At 52.8% G+C, this 15,771-nt stretch carries 14 protein-coding genes and 1 pseudogene; 13 read left to right on the top strand and 2 right to left on the bottom strand.

Going from position 1 to position 15,771, the window contains the following annotated elements; genetic code table 11:
• The first annotated feature begins 118 nt into the window (after positions 1–118).
• The 9 genes and pseudogenes from GC101_RS06605 (at position 119) to GC101_RS06565 (ending at position 11,515) form a co-directional block, all read left to right on the top strand.
• Positions 119–1,021: an ArsR/SmtB family transcription factor gene (locus GC101_RS06605; protein WP_171716618.1), complete on the top strand. Its 903-nt coding sequence runs from the start codon at positions 119–121 to the stop codon at positions 1,019–1,021.
• A 239-nt stretch (positions 1,022–1,260) separates the two neighbouring features.
• Positions 1,261–3,030: an ABC transporter substrate-binding protein gene (locus GC101_RS06600; protein WP_171716617.1), complete on the top strand. Its 1,770-nt coding sequence runs from the start codon at positions 1,261–1,263 to the stop codon at positions 3,028–3,030.
• Positions 3,031–3,088: 58 nt separating this feature from the next.
• Positions 3,089–4,042 (top strand): ABC transporter permease, encoded by a 954-nt coding sequence (locus GC101_RS06595; protein ID WP_042138520.1) that lies wholly within the window; start codon positions 3,089–3,091, stop codon positions 4,040–4,042.
• A gap of 15 nt (positions 4,043–4,057) precedes the next feature.
• Positions 4,058–4,981 carry an oligopeptide ABC transporter permease gene (gene opp4C / locus GC101_RS06590; RefSeq protein ID WP_171716616.1) on the top strand — a complete coding sequence of 308 codons (924 nt, stop codon included), beginning with the start codon at positions 4,058–4,060 and terminating at the stop codon, positions 4,979–4,981.
• A 12-nt stretch (positions 4,982–4,993) separates the two neighbouring features.
• Positions 4,994–5,977, top strand: coding sequence for an ABC transporter ATP-binding protein (locus GC101_RS06585; RefSeq protein WP_171716615.1), 984 nt, complete (start codon positions 4,994–4,996; stop codon positions 5,975–5,977).
• Positions 5,970–6,935, top strand: a complete 966-nt coding sequence (locus GC101_RS06580; RefSeq protein WP_171716614.1) for an ABC transporter ATP-binding protein — start codon at positions 5,970–5,972, stop codon at positions 6,933–6,935. The genes GC101_RS06585 and GC101_RS06580 overlap by 8 nt, the downstream gene beginning before the upstream one ends.
• A gap of 292 nt (positions 6,936–7,227) precedes the next feature.
• The gene (locus tag GC101_RS06575) at positions 7,228–7,842 is read left to right on the top strand and encodes a 50S ribosomal protein L25 (RefSeq protein ID WP_171716613.1); all 615 of its coding nucleotides are present in this window, start codon (positions 7,228–7,230) and stop codon (positions 7,840–7,842) included.
• A gap of 196 nt (positions 7,843–8,038) precedes the next feature.
• Positions 8,039–9,370 (top strand): annotated as a pseudogene (locus GC101_RS06570) (vWA domain-containing protein).
• 306 nt (positions 9,371–9,676) lie between these two features.
• Positions 9,677–11,515 carry a fibronectin type III domain-containing protein gene (locus tag GC101_RS06565; protein WP_171716612.1) on the top strand — a complete coding sequence of 613 codons (1,839 nt, stop codon included), beginning with the start codon at positions 9,677–9,679 and terminating at the stop codon, positions 11,513–11,515.
• Between the two features lie 300 nt (positions 11,516–11,815).
• Here the strand turns inward: GC101_RS06565 and GC101_RS06560 are convergent, their stop codons facing one another.
• Positions 11,816–11,965, bottom strand: coding sequence for a hypothetical protein (locus GC101_RS06560; protein WP_171716611.1), 150 nt, complete (start codon positions 11,963–11,965; stop codon positions 11,816–11,818).
• A 363-nt stretch (positions 11,966–12,328) separates the two neighbouring features.
• Here GC101_RS06560 and GC101_RS06555 point away from each other — a divergent pair, with 363 nt between their 5' ends.
• From GC101_RS06555 to GC101_RS06545, 3 genes are read left to right on the top strand one after another with little or no spacing between them, the layout of a single operon-like run.
• Positions 12,329–12,958: a YhbD family protein gene (locus tag GC101_RS06555; protein WP_171716610.1), complete on the top strand. Its 630-nt coding sequence runs from the start codon at positions 12,329–12,331 to the stop codon at positions 12,956–12,958.
• 14 nt (positions 12,959–12,972) lie between these two features.
• On the top strand, positions 12,973–13,659 hold the full coding sequence (locus GC101_RS06550) for a hypothetical protein (protein ID WP_171716609.1): 687 nt from the start codon (positions 12,973–12,975) through the stop codon (positions 13,657–13,659).
• Complete coding sequence (locus GC101_RS06545; protein WP_171716608.1) at positions 13,649–14,329, top strand: JHBP domain-containing protein; 681 nt, start codon at positions 13,649–13,651, stop codon at positions 14,327–14,329. The genes GC101_RS06550 and GC101_RS06545 overlap by 11 nt, the downstream gene beginning before the upstream one ends.
• On the opposite strand, the gene GC101_RS06540 is transcribed toward GC101_RS06545, so the two are convergent.
• Complete coding sequence (locus GC101_RS06540) at positions 14,326–14,952, bottom strand: GyrI-like domain-containing protein (protein WP_171716607.1); 627 nt, start codon at positions 14,950–14,952, stop codon at positions 14,326–14,328. The genes GC101_RS06545 and GC101_RS06540 overlap by 4 nt on opposite strands.
• A 129-nt stretch (positions 14,953–15,081) precedes the next feature.
• Between GC101_RS06540 and GC101_RS06535 the strand changes: the two genes are divergently transcribed.
• Positions 15,082–15,237 carry a hypothetical protein gene (locus GC101_RS06535; RefSeq protein WP_171716606.1) on the top strand — a complete coding sequence of 52 codons (156 nt, stop codon included), beginning with the start codon at positions 15,082–15,084 and terminating at the stop codon, positions 15,235–15,237.
• Positions 15,238–15,771 lie beyond the last annotated feature (534 nt).

The following is a 15,771-nucleotide window of genomic DNA, read 5'->3' as shown; positions in this document are numbered from 1 at the left end:
CATGCGTATTCCATACAAGGTCAGTAAAAGCGGAATGACTTGCACATTGGCTTCCCGATGCCCTAAGATTAAGGCACTAACGCTGTAACGAATAGAAGTTGCATCAGGAGGAATAGCCATGGATTACGAGGTTGAGGTTCATTTTCAGCCGGTATATGAATTAATCAGCAGTATACATACGTTTATATGCAAGAAGGGTAGTAAAAAGATAGATCTGGGTACACCCTGGGCGGCAGAAGTATCACGCGGCTTAAGCCCCGAACTGCTGGAAGCACTGGAGGAGACGGATCTCGACAATGACTGGAAGCTACTTAATCTGCTGATCTATCTGTGTCCGGACAAAGACAGCGTGGAGCGTGTGCTGGAGTGGCTGGAAGGCCTGTCCGTAGGAGAGATGTACGAGGCTCTCGCAGGTTATGTCAGTGTATTCCCGGTACAAATGGAGCAGTACCGCAGCCGCATGGTCTTCCTGCTGTCGGAGTGGAACCGGCAATACTTCAGCAGTTGTAGTCCGGACATCATGAAGAAGCTGCAGCAGCATGCGGAGGAACGGAGACAGGCGCTGGCCGGCAGCCCGGTAGCCGATTTTGTGAATAAGACTACAAACGGATTCTATTTCATGCCGGGTGACGGTCTGCGCAGGCTTGTGCTGATCCCGCAGTTTCACTTCCAGCCGATCAATATTATCTATAATTTTGGTCCGCTGACGATCTGTCACTATGCCGGGAAAATTCAAATTGCTGAAGAGGAAATCTCGCCGTCCATGCACCGGACGCTCCGCAGTCTGGGCGAGAAGAGCCGGCTGAAGATCCTGAAGTCACTGGGCGGAGAACGCAAATCGTTCACGGAAATTGCCAGACAGGCCGGCCTGTCCAAGGGCATTGTCCATGATCATATCTCCAGTCTCCGGAGCGCCGGTCTGCTCAATGCTTATATCGAAGGAGAGAACGTCACCTCTTACAGTCTGCGGCTTGAGGGGATTCAGCAGATGAATGAACAGCTGTTTGCTTATTTGAAGTAAATATAGCGTTGCCTAATATTCCTGTACCTCACCAGAGCCAAAGTCTTCTCTGTTATGGAGAAGATTTTGGCTTTTTTGCTGCGATCATCCAATTTTATTCTGTTCGGGAAGAATTATTTTCAAGTTCTCTCTTTACAGAACAACTTTTACTTTCTATAATGTGAACTATCGGTCTTTAATCATACTTAGTGGGTAGGAATTGTTAGCATTTATAAAATGGAGAGAAAAGAGATGATGTCATGAGAAAAAGTACGCTTTTATTATCCTCATTGTTAATCGCAGGTTCCCTGTTGCTGTCCGCTTGCTCGGAGAACGGCAACACGGATGCAGCATCCACGGACACCCCTGCAAACACGGCAGCAACAGCTGATCCGGGTGCAGCGGCTGGCGGTACGGAAGCACCGGCAGCCCCGGCGGTTGTACCTGCCGGTGCGCTCAGCGAGCCTTTTACAGCAACCGATCTTACGAAGCTGCCCGCAGTCGCCCAGAAGCGCACCGATACGATCATCGTTGGTCTTACCGATCCGAGCGGGGCGTTCACCCCTTATTTCCAGGAGAGCGGCTATGACGGAAATGTATCCTCTCTGCTCTATGCGTCTCTCGTGACGGTAGATGACAAGGGTGTGCCAACTCCGGAGCTTGCCGAGAGCTGGGAGGTATCGGCGGATCAGCTTACATATACGTTCCACTTGCGCAAAGACCTGAAGTTCAGCGACGGCTCACCGCTCACTGCGGATGATGTGGCGTTCACCTGGACGATCCAGTACGACAAAGCTTATGACGGAGGCTCATCACTTCCATCGCTGAAGGTGAAGGGCGGCGAAGCTTACAAAGCCGGAACTGCAGAGTCTATAGATGGCATTAAAGTCATTGATCCGCAGACAATATCGGTTACGCTGGAACAGCCCAATGCTACGGCGCTGGTGACTCTCGGCTCCAATGTGCTGTCGAAGGCTTACTATGGCAAGGACTATAAGTTCGGCCAGCTGGAGTATATCAAGAAGCTGCATGAGAAGCCGCTGGGCGACGGCCCTTATAAGCTGGAGAAATTCATTCCCGGACAAGAGGTCCGTCTTGTAGCCAATGAGAACTACTTCAAAGGCAAACCGAAGACAGAGCACTTTATCTACAAAACAACGACCGGCGATGCCTGGCAGTTCCTTGAGACGGGTGAGGTGGACTACGCATCCTTCCCGGCTACGGAAGAAAATATCGGGAAGCTGAAGGAACTAGGTTATGTGAACATACTTCCGTATACCCCAAGCACTTACGGCTACATGCAGGTCAACCTGAAGCATGAGCAGCTGAAGGATAAGCGGGTCAGACAGGCGATTGCCTATGGACTGGACCGGCAGAGCATCTATGTAGATGCTGCTGAAGGCGCGGGTGCTGTGGCCAACATTCCGGCTTCGCCGATCTCCTGGTCCTATACAGAAGAAGGGATCAACCCTTATAAATATGATCCGGACCAAGCGAACAAGCTGCTGGATGAGGCAGGCTGGAGCGTAGGGGCAGGCGGTATCCGCGAGAAGGACGGGAAGCCGCTGAGCATTCATTATCTGGCGAGCAAGAGCAAGAACTCGGATATTTTCATCGCGGTGGCCAAAGAGAACTTCGCTGCGCTCGGCATCGACTTCCAGCCGGAAATCTTCGCTGACTTCAACTCGCTGGTCTCCAAGACGGAGAGCGGGGATTATGATCTCGTGTCTTACTCCACCAGTATGCTGACTGATCCGGCGGACGGCTTCATGCAGTTCTTCGACGGTGAAATCACCGATTATGAGAATCCGAAATTCGTGGAGCTGTACAACAAAGCGCTGGCAACTACAGATATTGAACAGCGCAAAGCAGTCTATAAAGAGCTGTATCAGCTGTTCAACGATGAACTGCCGATTATTTTCACCAACTACAAGAAAACAGTATATGCCTATAACGGCCGCATCCAGAATCTATCGGTCAGTCCGTTCATCGGTCTTGCCGGCAGCCTGCCAAACTGGACTCTGAAATAAAGAATTGTTCATCCCCTGCCTGCGTCATGGGCAGGGGATGAATCCTAAGGAGCCGATCATGAGCACTTATCTGACCAAAAGAATGCTGTATATGCTGATCATCCTGTTTGCCGCATCGCTGCTGATCTTCTGCCTGTATGCACTTACCCCGGGTGATTTCATTACCGGAAATATTAAGCTGACTGCAGAGCGCAAAGCGGAGCTGCGGGAGATTTACGGCCTGAACAAGCCGGTGCTGGAACGTTACGGGACTTGGATGAACAATGCTTTTCACGGGGATTTCGGATATTCACTTGCCCAGCAGAAGCCGGTGCTTCAGCTGTTCGGTGATTATATCTGGAATTCTTTTTTGCTGGCCGCTGTCTCTACGTTCCTCACCTGGCTGATTGCTGTGATCATCGGCGTCATTTCTGCCTATAAGCAATACTCCTGGTTCGACACGCTGGTAATGATTGCGATCTTCGCGGCGATGTCGCTCCCGTCATTCTTCATTGGCCTGTTTCTGATCAAAATTCTGGCCGTTGACCTGAAATGGCTGCCGCCGGGGGGAATGATGACTACGGGCAGCAATGCCACCGGGTTCGCCTACTTCAAAGAAGTGGTGCATCATATGACCCTGCCGGTCATCGTCATGACGCTGCTGGGTCTGGGCTCATTAACCCGTTATTTCCGCAGCAATATGATCGATGTGCTCAAGCAGGACTATATCCGTACGGCCAGAGCCAAAGGGCTGAAGGAGCGGAAGGTGCTGTTCACCCATGCACTGCGCAATGCGCTGCTGCCTGCGATCACCCTGGTCGGCTTCGAGCTGCCCGCGCTGTTCGGGGGTTCCATTATTATTGAGCAAATCTTTAACTGGCCGGGCATCGGCCAATTGTATATGAAGTCCTTCGGACTGAGGGATTACCCGCTGCTGATGGGCTTCACGATGTTTCTGGCTATTCTGACCGTAATCGGAACACTGCTCTCGGATATTCTGTACCGGGTGGCTGATCCGCGTGTCCGGTTATAGGAGGGGGAGGATCTTATGGCAGCTGACAGCAGAGTAAGTGAAATAACGGCCCCAAGGGTCAACCTGCGGAAATCTTCCCTGTTCCGGCAATCCCTGCGGAGGCTTCTGCACAACAAGCTGGCGGTGGCGGGCTTCGCGGTTGTCTTATTTATGTTTGTGTTATGTTTCATCGGCCCGTTCTTCTCGCCTTATACGGATAACAAAATCAATATGGCCATGATGAACAAGGCCCCGAATCTGCAGCATTGGCTGGGGACAGACGCGCTGGGACGGGATATCTTAACCCGGGTCATGCAGGCCGGGCGTATCTCTCTTACGGTGGGGCTGGCTTCCATGGTGCTGTCTGTGTTCCTGGGAGCGCTGCTCGGTGCGGTTGCCGGATATTACGGCGGTCTGCTGGACCAGATCATTATGCGGATCGCCGATCTGCTGATGACTATTCCCAGCCTTCCGCTGCTGTTCATCTTCGGTGCGCTGCTCTCGGAATGGAAGATTAAGGCGGATTACCGGATGTACATCGTCATGCTCATGCTGAGCATGGTGAACTGGCCGGGGCTGGCACGGATGGTACGGGGACAGATGCTCAGCCTGCGGGAACGCGAATTCATGCAGGCCGCCGTGGTGCTGGGTCTGCGCGACCGCAGGAAGCTGTTTGGCCATCTGCTGCCGAATATTGTTCCGCTGCTGATCGTCATGGCAACGCTGAATATCGGCGGTGCGATTCTCAGCGAATCGGTGCTCAGCTTCTTCGGGCTGGGGGTTATGCCGCCTACGCCGACCTGGGGGAACATGATTGATGCGGCGAATAATATCCTCGATTTCCAGGAACGGCCATGGCTGTGGATTCCGCCGGGGTTATCGATTTTTGCCACGGTTATTGCGATTAATATCTTTGGTGACGGCCTCAGAGACGTGCTTGATCCTAAACAGAAGAGGTAGGTGGCCATAACGATGGAGCCTTTAATGAATATAGACCGTCTAAGCACCGTGTTCTTCACAGAGGACGGGAAGGTGACCGCGGTTGATGAGGTAAGCTTCAGTATCCGGGAAGGCGAGACGGTCTGCATTGTCGGTGAATCCGGCTGCGGCAAAAGTGTCACCGCCATGTCGATTATGGGGCTGGTGGAGGAGCCGGGCGGTAAGATTTCCGGGGGAAGCATTGATTTCCGGGGAGAAGATTTACTCCGGCTGGACAAAAATACGCTGCGCAGCATCCGCGGCAATGAGATCGCTATGATTTTTCAGGAGCCGATGTCGTCACTGAATCCGGTCATGAGAATTGGCGAGCAGATTATGGAGCCGCTCCTGGTTCATCTCAGAATGAACAAGAAGCAAGCCCGGGCCCGGGCCATTGAACTGATCACCCAGGTGGGGATATCCCGTCCGGAACAGATTATGGGCAGCTATCCCCACGAGCTGAGCGGAGGCATGCTGCAGCGGATTATGATTGCAATCGCAATCTCCTGCGGGCCCAAGCTGCTGATTGCGGACGAGCCGACGACCGCACTGGATGTGACGATTCAGGCGCAAATCCTTGATCTGCTGCGCGGGTTCAAGGAGAACTCGGGCATGTCAATCCTGCTGATTACCCATGATCTTGGCGTAGTGGCCGAGATGGCCGATTATGTCATTGTCATGTACTCCGGCCAGATCGTTGAGGAGGGCGGTGTGGTAGAGCTGTTCCAGAATCCCAAGCATCCGTATACGCGGGGGCTACTGAAGTCCAAGCCCGTCATGGGCCAGCGCCTGGAGGAGCTCTATTCCATTCCCGGCCAGGTGCCCAGTCCGCTTGCGCTTGAGCCTTCATGCTACTTCCATGACCGGTGCGGACATTGCATGGACGTCTGCCGCACCCGCCAGCCGCAGCTGCAGGAAACCGGAAGCGGGCAGAAGGTAGCCTGCTGGCTGTATGAGGAGGCGGAAGTGTATGTCTGAAGCGCTGCTGGAAGTTAAATCTCTGAAGAAGTACTTCCCGGTAAAACAAGGGCTGCTGGGCCGCACAGTGGGGCATGTGAAGGCTGTGGACGACATCAGCATTACGCTTCAGCCGGGCGAGACCTTCGGCCTTGTCGGCGAATCCGGCAGCGGCAAAAGCACGGTGGGACGGACAGTGCTGCGGCTGACGGATAAAACGGACGGTGAGGTAAAGTTCAAGGGAGTGGACATCCACAGCCTGTCCGCTGCGGACATGCGCCTGATCCGGCCGCAAATGCAGCTGATCTTCCAGGACCCTTACAGTGCGCTTAATCCGAGAGTGAGGGTTGGCGATGCAATAGGCGAAGCGCTGCTGGACCATGGATTATGCACGAGGGGGGAGGTGCGGGAGCTGGTGCTAGAGGCCATGGTGGCCTGCGGCTTATCTTCTTATCATATCGACCGCTTCCCGCATGAATTCTCCGGCGGACAGCGCCAGCGGATTGGCATTGCCCGGGCGCTAATCCTGAATCCGGAGCTGATTATTGCGGATGAGCCGGTGTCGGCGCTCGATGTATCAATTCAGGCGCAGATTATCAATCTGTTCAGCAAGCTGCAGCAGAGCAAAGGCCTGGCTTATCTGTTCATTTCCCATGATCTTAGCGTAGTGGAGCATTTATGCTCCAGGATCGGCGTGATGTATCTGGGATCGATGGTGGAGACCGCCTCCAGGGATGAGCTGTTCCAGCATCCGCTGCATCCCTATACGAAGGCGCTGCTGTCTGCCGTACCCGTGCCGGTCCCCCGGCTGAAGCGGGAGCGGATCGTGCTGAAAGGCGATATTCCAAGCCCGGCGAATCCGCCTTCAGGCTGCAAATTTCATACGCGCTGCCCTTTTGCCGTAGAGGTCTGCAAGGCGGAGATTCCGCTGTTCCGGGACGCTGGCGCAGGACATTTTGTAGCCTGTCATTTAGTATAATAAATATTAAATATGGATTTAAATTGAATATCAACCTATTTTGACTTGCCTACTTCCCAGTGCTATACTGATTCCACAGCAGGCAAATATGGTTAATAAGAGACTGATTAGACTTAAGACATCTAATTGGTCTTGTTTTTTATTACCTTAGCAATAAGCCAGTATTGTACGAAGAACCATCACTTGCAGCTATGCTGACACCACTTGGCGGATGCTTGCAGGCCAGCTTTGTTCAGCATCAGAAGCTGCCCCTGAAAGTATGCACCGCTAAAAAACCTTTAGGAGGAATATCATGAATACCACAGTACGCTTGACAGAAAGATCCGGCTCTACCTCTTCCCAGCGCAGCAAAGGCCTTGTACCGGTCGTCGTCTACGGTGCAGGTTCAGATACCCAGTCCTTTACAGCAGAAGCCAAAACACTCAATGAGATTCTCGGCAAAAACCCGCGGGCGATCCTGAAAGTGGAATTCCCCGGTTCAGGCTCCAAAAATGCGGTCATTCAGGAAGTACAGCGCCAGCCGCTGTCACGTTCCTTGCTCCATGTAGACTTGCAGCAGATTGATATGAAGGCAGAACTGGACACCAAGGTTGCGTTCCACTTCACCGGCGATCCTGTCGGTGTCAAGAGCGGCGGCGTCCAGCAGGTAGAGCTCTATGAGCTGGATATCCGTACTTTGCCGGACAAGCTGACCGCTTCCTTCGAGGTGGATATCAGCGGACTCGACATCGGTGATCAATTGCTGGTCTCCGATCTGCCGAAGCATGAAGGCTGGGAGATCCTTACCCCTGAGGATACGCTGATCGTGCGGATCTCACCTCCGCTTGTCCTTGAAGAGCCTGCTGATGCAGATGCTGCTGAACCAGCAGCGGCAGAAGCAGCTGATGAAGGCAAGACAGAAGAGTAACTTATTATGTATTTATAGTCCAGTTCATTGGACAAGCCGCACCACAGCCCGTTAAGACCGGCTGATATGCGGATCATAAGCTTGATCAACCGGGAGCAGACATATCCTCATCAGGGAGTTGTCTGCTCCTTTTTGCTAAATAGCGGAATCCTGCAATCATCTATTATACATTGTGAAAGTAAGGGAGAGAGCATTCATGAATCTGAATATCGTTAAGCTGGTCACCGGCTCCAATGCCAAGCTGGATGAAGCCTCGCCGCAGGCGACGGTGAAGATTTCCTGCAGCAGCTCACCGGCGGAGCTGGATATCAGCTGTTTCATGGTTGGGGAGAACGGCAAGGTTACGTCCGATGATTATTTCATTTTCTACAACCAGCCCGCCGATCCCAAGCGGATCGTAGAGTTCAATGCCATCGACAAGTACAGCGGCGAGTTTGCCATTGATCTGCATGCGCTGCGGCAATCTGCGGTTGCCAAATGCGTTTTCGCAGCCACGCTGGACGGCCCGGGGACTTTTGCCGATGTCAGGGGCTGCAGAATCAGTGCGGCTGCGGCCAACACGGAGCTGGTGTATGAAATAAATCAGAGTAATGCCGAGACCTCGCTGGTGCTGGCAGAGTTATACCGTCACGGCGAAGGCTTCAAGCTTAGAGCTGTCGGCCGGGGGTTTCACGGCGGTCTGAAGCCGCTGGCTGAAGCGCACGGAGTCGAGGTGGAGGACGAAGAGCCGGAGAATAGCAGCAAGACGGAGGCTGAAGTGATGCAGGGTCACACGGAAGCTGCTGCTACATATAGCGGAACCGGGGGAAGTGTGGCGCAGGAGACGGCTTCCCGGCCCCCGCTGAACTTAACGAAGATTGACCTGCTGAAGCAGAAGGTCGGAATCTCGCTGCGCAAGAAGAATCTGGAGCAGGAGAAGGCCAGGGTGGCCGTTGTGTTCGATGCATCAGGTTCCATGTCCGGGCTGTATTCGAGGGGCGTTGTTCAGCGGGCATTTGAGCGGATTCTGGCCGTGGCAGCCAGCATGGATGACGACGGCAGGCTGGATGTATGGTTCTTCGCGACCAAGAGCTAGCGGATGCCGAGTGTAGATGAGCACGGGTACGAGGATTATGTGAAGAGAACATACCCGGGGCCGAAGATGTTCGGCGGGCTGGGCATCGGCAATAATGAGCCGGTGGTTATGGCTGATATTATCAAGAAGTACACGAAGGAAGAGCCGGGCGCTCTGCCTGCTTACATTGTGTTCTTCAGTGACGGCGGAATTTATGAGACACCGAAGATCTCGAAGCTGCTGATCCAAAGCTCGAAGCATAACATCTTCTGGCAGTTTGTCGGGCTCGGCAATGCGGACTATGGTGTGCTGCGTGAGCTCGATGATCTGCAGGGCCGTTATGTCGATAATGCCGATTTCTTTGCGCTGGATGATCTGGATGAGGTCAGTGATGAGGATTTGTATGACCGCCTGTTTAATGAGTATCCCAAGTGGCTGCGTGAAGCCCGGGAGAAGGGTGTCCTGCGCTCATAGAGCTCAGCTGAAATAAGAGTAAGGCTCCGGAGCGTTAATCAACATTCCGGAGCTTTTTTTGCATGCCTTGCTGTCAAAAAATGCATATTAACGAATTCCGCAGAAACCTATTCAGGACTTTCGCTTTGTCGAAAAAAGGGGCGAACGGGTGTTTCGCCTCATTTAGTAAAAATGTCCCAGTTTTAGATTGACGAAAGCGCTATCAGAGCTGAGAATGAGGATAAATACCATGGTATGGCATAGCTTTACCCGCTTTTCCGCCCTTTGAAAACGCTTTAGTAATAGATCGACCAAGGAGGAATATGAATGAAAAGAAAGCTGATTCTCTTCCTGATGACCGCCGTGCTGATTCTGGGCGCTTCACTGCCCGCTGCCGGTATTGCCCGCGCGGATGCGGTAAGTGATGCTTCAAACCGGGCGCTGACCTGGCTGCAGGTGCAGCAGGATGCAACGGCCGGATATGCTTTTGACGGATTGGTTGACAGCTTCGAGGATTTCTGGGGTCCGGACAATCCCAAGCAAATTGTCTATACGTATGATCAGGCCGTCGCAGCCATCGCTTTCATCGTCAAAGGGGAACGGACCCGGGCCGAGAAGGTGCTGAACAAAATGCGTGACATCCAGGACCCGTCCGGCTATTGGCTGAACTCCTACTGGTATAACAATGGCTATGGCGAAGAAATCCGCAAGCATGTCGGACCTGTATCCTGGATGGCCATGGCGGCTATGGCTTATGAGAAGCAGTATAATGATACCCGCTATCGTCCGATGGCGCTCAAGGCGCTGGACTGGTGCCTGACTTACTCCAAAGCAAACGGCGGGATCGCCGGTGGCTGGAGCGCATGGAGCAATTCGGATGAGCCCTGGAGCTCGACGGAGCATAATATCGATCTGTACCGCGTGCTGCAGTACTATGCTTCTGTAGATTCCAGCAAGACGGCATCCTATACAGCAGCGGCAACGGGTGTGAAGAGCTTCCTGGACAATGTGGTCTGGGATGATGCGGCTAAGCGCTTCAAGGGCGGCTGGAAGAATGATACGAATCTGATCGATCCCAAAATCCCGCTGGATGTAAATCCCTGGGGAGTGCTCGCCCTCGGGCTGAACGGAACGCGCAACTACGGGGCAAGCCTGACCTATGTGGAGAACGCGGCCGGTACACCGGGAACACTGGCTAATCCGCGCTATAAGCAGACCCTGACCTATAACGATGCCGGAAATACACTTTCCGGGTATGATTTTGACTGGACGGATGAAGTGCTCCCGGCGTATGACGACAACGGCAATCAGATTGGTAATACGGGTGCGGATGTGTGGCTGGAGGGAACGGCTTTTATGTCGCTTGCCTACTACATGCAGGGAAATACAACGAAGGCGAATGCCATCAACACGGAGATTATCAAAAAACAGGGAACCAGCGGCCCGTCGCTCGGCGGAATCCCGTATTCGCTCAAGGGGACAAGCAACAGCTACTGGGTGATGGCCCAGCAGAACTGCGTATCAAGCACCGGGTGGCTGATCCTCTCGCTGCACCGGTTCAACCCGTTCACCGGCCAGTATCTGACCGGGGGCAGCACTCCTGGAGATACTACAGCACCTACGGTACCAGGGAATCTGGCCTCAACAGGTAAAACAGACACAACGGTCAGCCTCAGCTGGTCGCCATCCACCGATAACACGGGAGTAACCGGCTATTACGTGTACCGCGGCGGTACCCAGGCGGCTTCTGTTACCGGAACTACTGCAACCGTCAGCGGACTGACAGCTTCAACGGCGTATACCTTCACGGTAAAAGCGGCCGATGCCGCAGGCAACCTCTCCGCTGCTAGTAATGCCGTGACTGTAACCACGAATGCTTCCGGCGGCAGCGGGAATCACGTGACAGCGGATTATACGGCAGGCGTAACGAAGGTGTCGGCTGCTGAGGCCAGCATCTTCATCACACCGGTAACGTCAGCCTTGTACGTCGATGTCCACTATAAGGTGAACGGCGGCGCACAGCTGAATTACCGCATGACGCTGTCTTCGGGAACCTGGCGCCAGACCGTAAGCGGCCTCAGCACCGGCAGCAGTATTGAATATTGGTTCACCTACGAGAAATCCGGCCCGCAGTATGATTCGCCGCATTACACTTATGTGCAGTAAGCAGCGTTAGCGGCGGCGCGGAATAGAGCTATTGTCATGAAGTAAGCAGGATGAGCCAGGCAGCCAATAGGTTGCCTGGCTTTTTTGATGCCTTTGTCACCGGATTTCCACCGCGAACAGCGGTAATCATCAAGAAATCCGGGGGCGGGCAGCGGCCGGAAGTCCAAATGTTCACCGCAGTGGTTATCATAAGATACCAATCCTTAATGCCTGTAAAAAGTTGCGCTTCCGGGCGGCTGCTTTTGTCACGGGAATTTCCCCGTTTATCCGCTTTCCGGGGCAGGGAGCTGGTAGCTTCTCCTAGCCGGATGTTTCTAGCTGACTTTTCCTGAAATCCTGCACATAATACAACATTTCCCTCCATATGCCGGCCCAAATCCAACATTGTTGTATAAAGTGCAGGATTTCACCTGATTCAAGCGACTTATCGGGAATATTGTTGTATTCCATACAACAATCCTCCCGAACACCCGGCTATCCAGCAATCAATGTTGCAAAACGTACAACATTTATGTCTACACGTCTACAGTGCTTCCTGACTCTAAGAAGTCCCAAGTCAACTGGTAACGTATCAAGTGTAAGAAATTGAAATTGACGTATTCCGCCAGTCCCGCAGCGGCTAACCGGCAACTTGTATTGACAGTGAAAAGCGGTGGAGAATTATGGAACTGGAGGAGTGGGGTGTCAGTCCTTGTCTGCCAAATTCCACTGTGAACCTCAGTATGAATTCAAGAAAGTATATAAAGCGAAAGCGATGCTTGTTTATTTACAACGTAACAGTGTTATGTTACGATGGTCGCAAGGAGTGATCGTATGGAAGAGGAGCTAATATCCAAGAAGGACCTGCTGGATGAAACCGGCATCTCATACGGCCAGTTATACCGCTGGAAGAGGAAACAATTGATTCCTGAGGAATGGTTCATCCGCAAGTCCACGTTTACCGGACAAGAGACTTTTTTCCCGCGGGAACGAATACTGGGGCGGGTGCAGCATATTTTGCAGAAGAAAGATGATCTTTCTCTTGATGAACTCGCTGGAAAGCTGTCAGAGCCTTTGTCTCAGCATCAGGTCATATTAACAGTAGCGCAGCTAAGGGAACGTAACATTGTTTCGAACAGTAGCCTGGAGCGGTTCGGCAGGCCGGACAGTGAAGGGATGCAGCTAACCTTTGAGCAGATTCTGAATCTATTCACTGTAGATCTGCTGCTGAGTAAGGGGGAGCTGAATCTGGAGGAAGCAGACCGGCTCTATCTGACACTTGGAGTGCATACCCCGGGATTTGCGGGAAAGAACTGGGAACTGTTTTTTGTACGGAAGATGGGGGTCAGTTTCTATCTGATGGCGCTGTCCGGGGCAGAGCTGGCCTTCGATGAAGGAGTCCGGGTAGTCAGCAGGCTTAGTCTTGCCGACCTGACAGAACAATTGAAAGTAAGATTAAGCTAATGGGAGGACTGGCAATGGAGAAGAAGGAGCTGCCGGATTTGCAGATGGATGGGGTCAATACAGCCGCCGGAGGCAAATATAACAAGGTGAATATCAACGGCGTAAGCAAGATTAACGGAGCGCTGAGCGCGCATACCTATAAATGTGACGGCGTAATGAAGATGAACGGTGATCTTGCCGCGGAAGAGATGGAGATTAACGGTAATTTCAGACTGAAGGGCAACCTCCAGGCTGGTGTAATGAAGCTGAACGGTGTGCTGACCGGAGACGGCAATCTGCGGGGAGAGCGCTGTGAGCTGGACGGCATGCTGAAGCTGAAGGGTAATTGTGAGGTTGAGGAGCTGATTGGTGAAGGGGTATTTACTGTAGGCGGGCTGCTCAGTGCAGGGCGGATAGAATTCGGGCTTCATGGTTTGGCAGAGGCCGGCGAAATTGGGGTGGAGAGCCTGATTATCCGCAAAACCGGCTCCGCAGCCTGGGGTAGGCTGTTAGGAGGGATCATTCCCAAGTTCAAACTGGAGCTGCGCGCCAATCTCATTGAAGGCGATTATATTGATCTGGAATATACAACGGCGGATGTGGTCCGGGGCGGTACCGTCATTATCGGGGAAGGCTGCAGCATCGGCCGGGTCGAATATAGAACGGGACTGACTGTACATCCCGGAGCCCGTGTGGAGAAGGAGGAGAAGAATGGTGCATGATTCCGTAACGCGCAATGATCTGAAGATATTGGGGACCTCCAGTTCTGTTGGCGGGTATTTCAAGGATGTCAAAGTGACCGGAGAATGTAAATTTACCGGGGATGTGGATTGCCTGAAGTTCAGCCAGACCGGAGAGATCAAAGTGGACGGCAATCTGCGACTGCAGCATATGAAGATTACCGGAGAGTGTGAGGTTAAGGGGCGGATCGACGGAGCCAGTCTGCGCGGACAAGGTCAGCTTACGGCAGGCGGCGGGCTGCGGATAGATGATATCAAACTAACCGGCGGGATTATGGTTACCGGAGATTGCGAGGCAGAGGAGCTGCAGCTTACCGGAATTATTGAGGTGAGCGGACTGCTTAATGCGGGGAAGCTCGAACTGGGATTGTTTGGACCCTGCAGAGCGGATGCGGTCGGCGGCAGCAGCATTTCTATCAAACGCAGCCGGACCGGAGCCTTGCTGAGGCCCGGACAAGGCAAGAAAATGAGCTTTCAGGCCCGGCTGATTGAAGGGGACCAGATTGAGCTGCAGAGTACGCAGGCGCAGACTGTGCGTGGAGGAAGGGTTATCATCGGCACAGGCTGCGAGATCGATACTGTGGAGTACCGTGATACCCTAGAGATTCATAAGAGCGCAACGGTACGGAATCCGGTGAAATTACTGCGTTAATTCTGGCGCGATACCTTGAACCTCAGCACTGTTCTCAGCTTCTCCGGCTGGACCCGGCGGGCATCCGAAATATAGATTTCCCGGTGAAGATGAGATATCCGCCGCAGCTCCCGGTCTGCGCAATATTGCTCCATTCTTGCGAAGCTGTGCGGCTCATCATCGTAGGGGCCGGTATGCATCATTTGTACACTGAGGCCGTCTTCGAAGCTATCGAAGGCGGCTTTGTGCAGCAGCGGATGCGGCTTGCTGTGCTTGACCTTCTCCAGCACTTTAGCGGCAAGCTCCGGGGTTACAAAGTCCGGTTGCCGGATCATCAGGGTGTAGACCAGTTCGTCTTTATCGAGGACCGCTTTCTTACGGCCGGCTTCGCTGAGATCCCACACGCCTTCCAGCGGGAAGACCGTATAGTCGTAATACCCATCCGGTTCCGGCCCTTTTTTGGGCAGCATCTTAATGGCATAAGAGAGGGAGTACAGTACGCCGACGGCTTCAGCGAAAGGCGCAGCATTCGGATTGCCTTCACCCCGCAGTAAGAAATAATTATAGGCGGGCACTTGAATCAGCGCGGGTTCGGCAGCGGGCAGGTAAAGAGATTTGTCTTGTTTTCTCCATTCAACTTTCAACCGGATCACCTCGTCATTATTATTCTGCTATATGAAGGATACCATGCTGAACTGGACAGGTGTATGTCATGTTGGCAGGCAGCCGGTAGTACAATAGCGCTGCGGAGGCAAGGGCTGGGAGGATTTCCGTTGAACGGACAAATTGAATTAGTTACCGATGCCAAGGCTGCGCTTGGTGAAGGACCGCATTGGGATCAGGTAGAGGGCAAGCGCGGGTGTGAAGGGCGTGGGGGGAACCGCTGTGCAGTTAATGCGGATAGTATAACATCAGATTTAAGCTTGTGAGAACACTTAGGTAAATCGCTTGCTGAGGGGTTGCAGTGACCCTGATTACGGTAGTTCCTCCGGTAGACTTAACTGTACTTTGTACAACTAAAACATCTGATTTACAACCGGTTATCCGTTTAGTTGTATTTCGTGCAATTAAACTGCCATATGTTGAACGATTAGCACCCATTCGGGAGATTTAGTTGTACAGAATACAGTTAAAGGATGCCAGCAAGCTTTTTCGCTGTTTTAATTGCACATTTTACAACTATTACATGCTGCGATAGTGGATCAACATCAACTCACATCTCCAGTTCTGATGCTCTACTAGTTGGATATGGATACCATGAATATCTCCATTCAATTCAGGTAAGATCAGGTGTTGTCTATCGGCAGGAGTGCTGCTGATGGGCAACATCTTTTTTGGCTGCAGGTTTGAGAAAATGGTCCGCTGAGCTGTGAAAATGGTCATCTGCGCTGTGAAAATGGTCCGATAGCCTCCTACCGCTGTCACGCGCCGGGCGCCGTTCCTCTCTCCTGATAGCAGGCTGC

Origin of the sequence: Paenibacillus phytohabitans (assembly GCF_013141775.1) — a bacterium.
Lineage (GTDB): Bacteria > Bacillota > Bacilli > Paenibacillales > Paenibacillaceae > Paenibacillus_AQ > Paenibacillus_AQ phytohabitans.
The sequence above is the reverse complement of the archived record's forward strand: the minus strand, read 5'-3'. Positions and strand labels throughout refer to the sequence as shown.

Excerpts from the sequence above, each read along its gene's own strand:
- GC101_RS06580 (WP_171716614.1), top strand. The coding sequence starts at position 5,970 with ATGTCTGAAGCGCTGCTGGAAGTTAAATCTCTGAAGAAGTACTTCCCG.
- GC101_RS06595 (WP_042138520.1), top strand. The coding sequence starts at position 3,089 with ATGAGCACTTATCTGACCAAAAGAATGCTGTATATGCTGATCATCCTG.
- GC101_RS06575 (WP_171716613.1), top strand. The coding sequence starts at position 7,228 with ATGAATACCACAGTACGCTTGACAGAAAGATCCGGCTCTACCTCTTCC.
- opp4C (WP_171716616.1), top strand. The coding sequence starts at position 4,058 with ATGGCAGCTGACAGCAGAGTAAGTGAAATAACGGCCCCAAGGGTCAAC.
- GC101_RS06550 (WP_171716609.1), top strand. The coding sequence starts at position 12,973 with ATGGAGAAGAAGGAGCTGCCGGATTTGCAGATGGATGGGGTCAATACA.
- GC101_RS06565 (WP_171716612.1), top strand. The coding sequence starts at position 9,677 with ATGAAAAGAAAGCTGATTCTCTTCCTGATGACCGCCGTGCTGATTCTG.
- GC101_RS06560 (WP_171716611.1), bottom strand. The coding sequence starts at position 11,965 with ATGGAATACAACAATATTCCCGATAAGTCGCTTGAATCAGGTGAAATC.
- GC101_RS06585 (WP_171716615.1), top strand. The coding sequence starts at position 4,994 with ATGGAGCCTTTAATGAATATAGACCGTCTAAGCACCGTGTTCTTCACA.
- GC101_RS06555 (WP_171716610.1), top strand. The coding sequence starts at position 12,329 with ATGGAAGAGGAGCTAATATCCAAGAAGGACCTGCTGGATGAAACCGGC.
- GC101_RS06600 (WP_171716617.1), top strand. The coding sequence starts at position 1,261 with ATGAGAAAAAGTACGCTTTTATTATCCTCATTGTTAATCGCAGGTTCC.
- GC101_RS06605 (WP_171716618.1), top strand. The coding sequence starts at position 119 with ATGGATTACGAGGTTGAGGTTCATTTTCAGCCGGTATATGAATTAATC.
- GC101_RS06545 (WP_171716608.1), top strand. The coding sequence starts at position 13,649 with ATGGTGCATGATTCCGTAACGCGCAATGATCTGAAGATATTGGGGACC.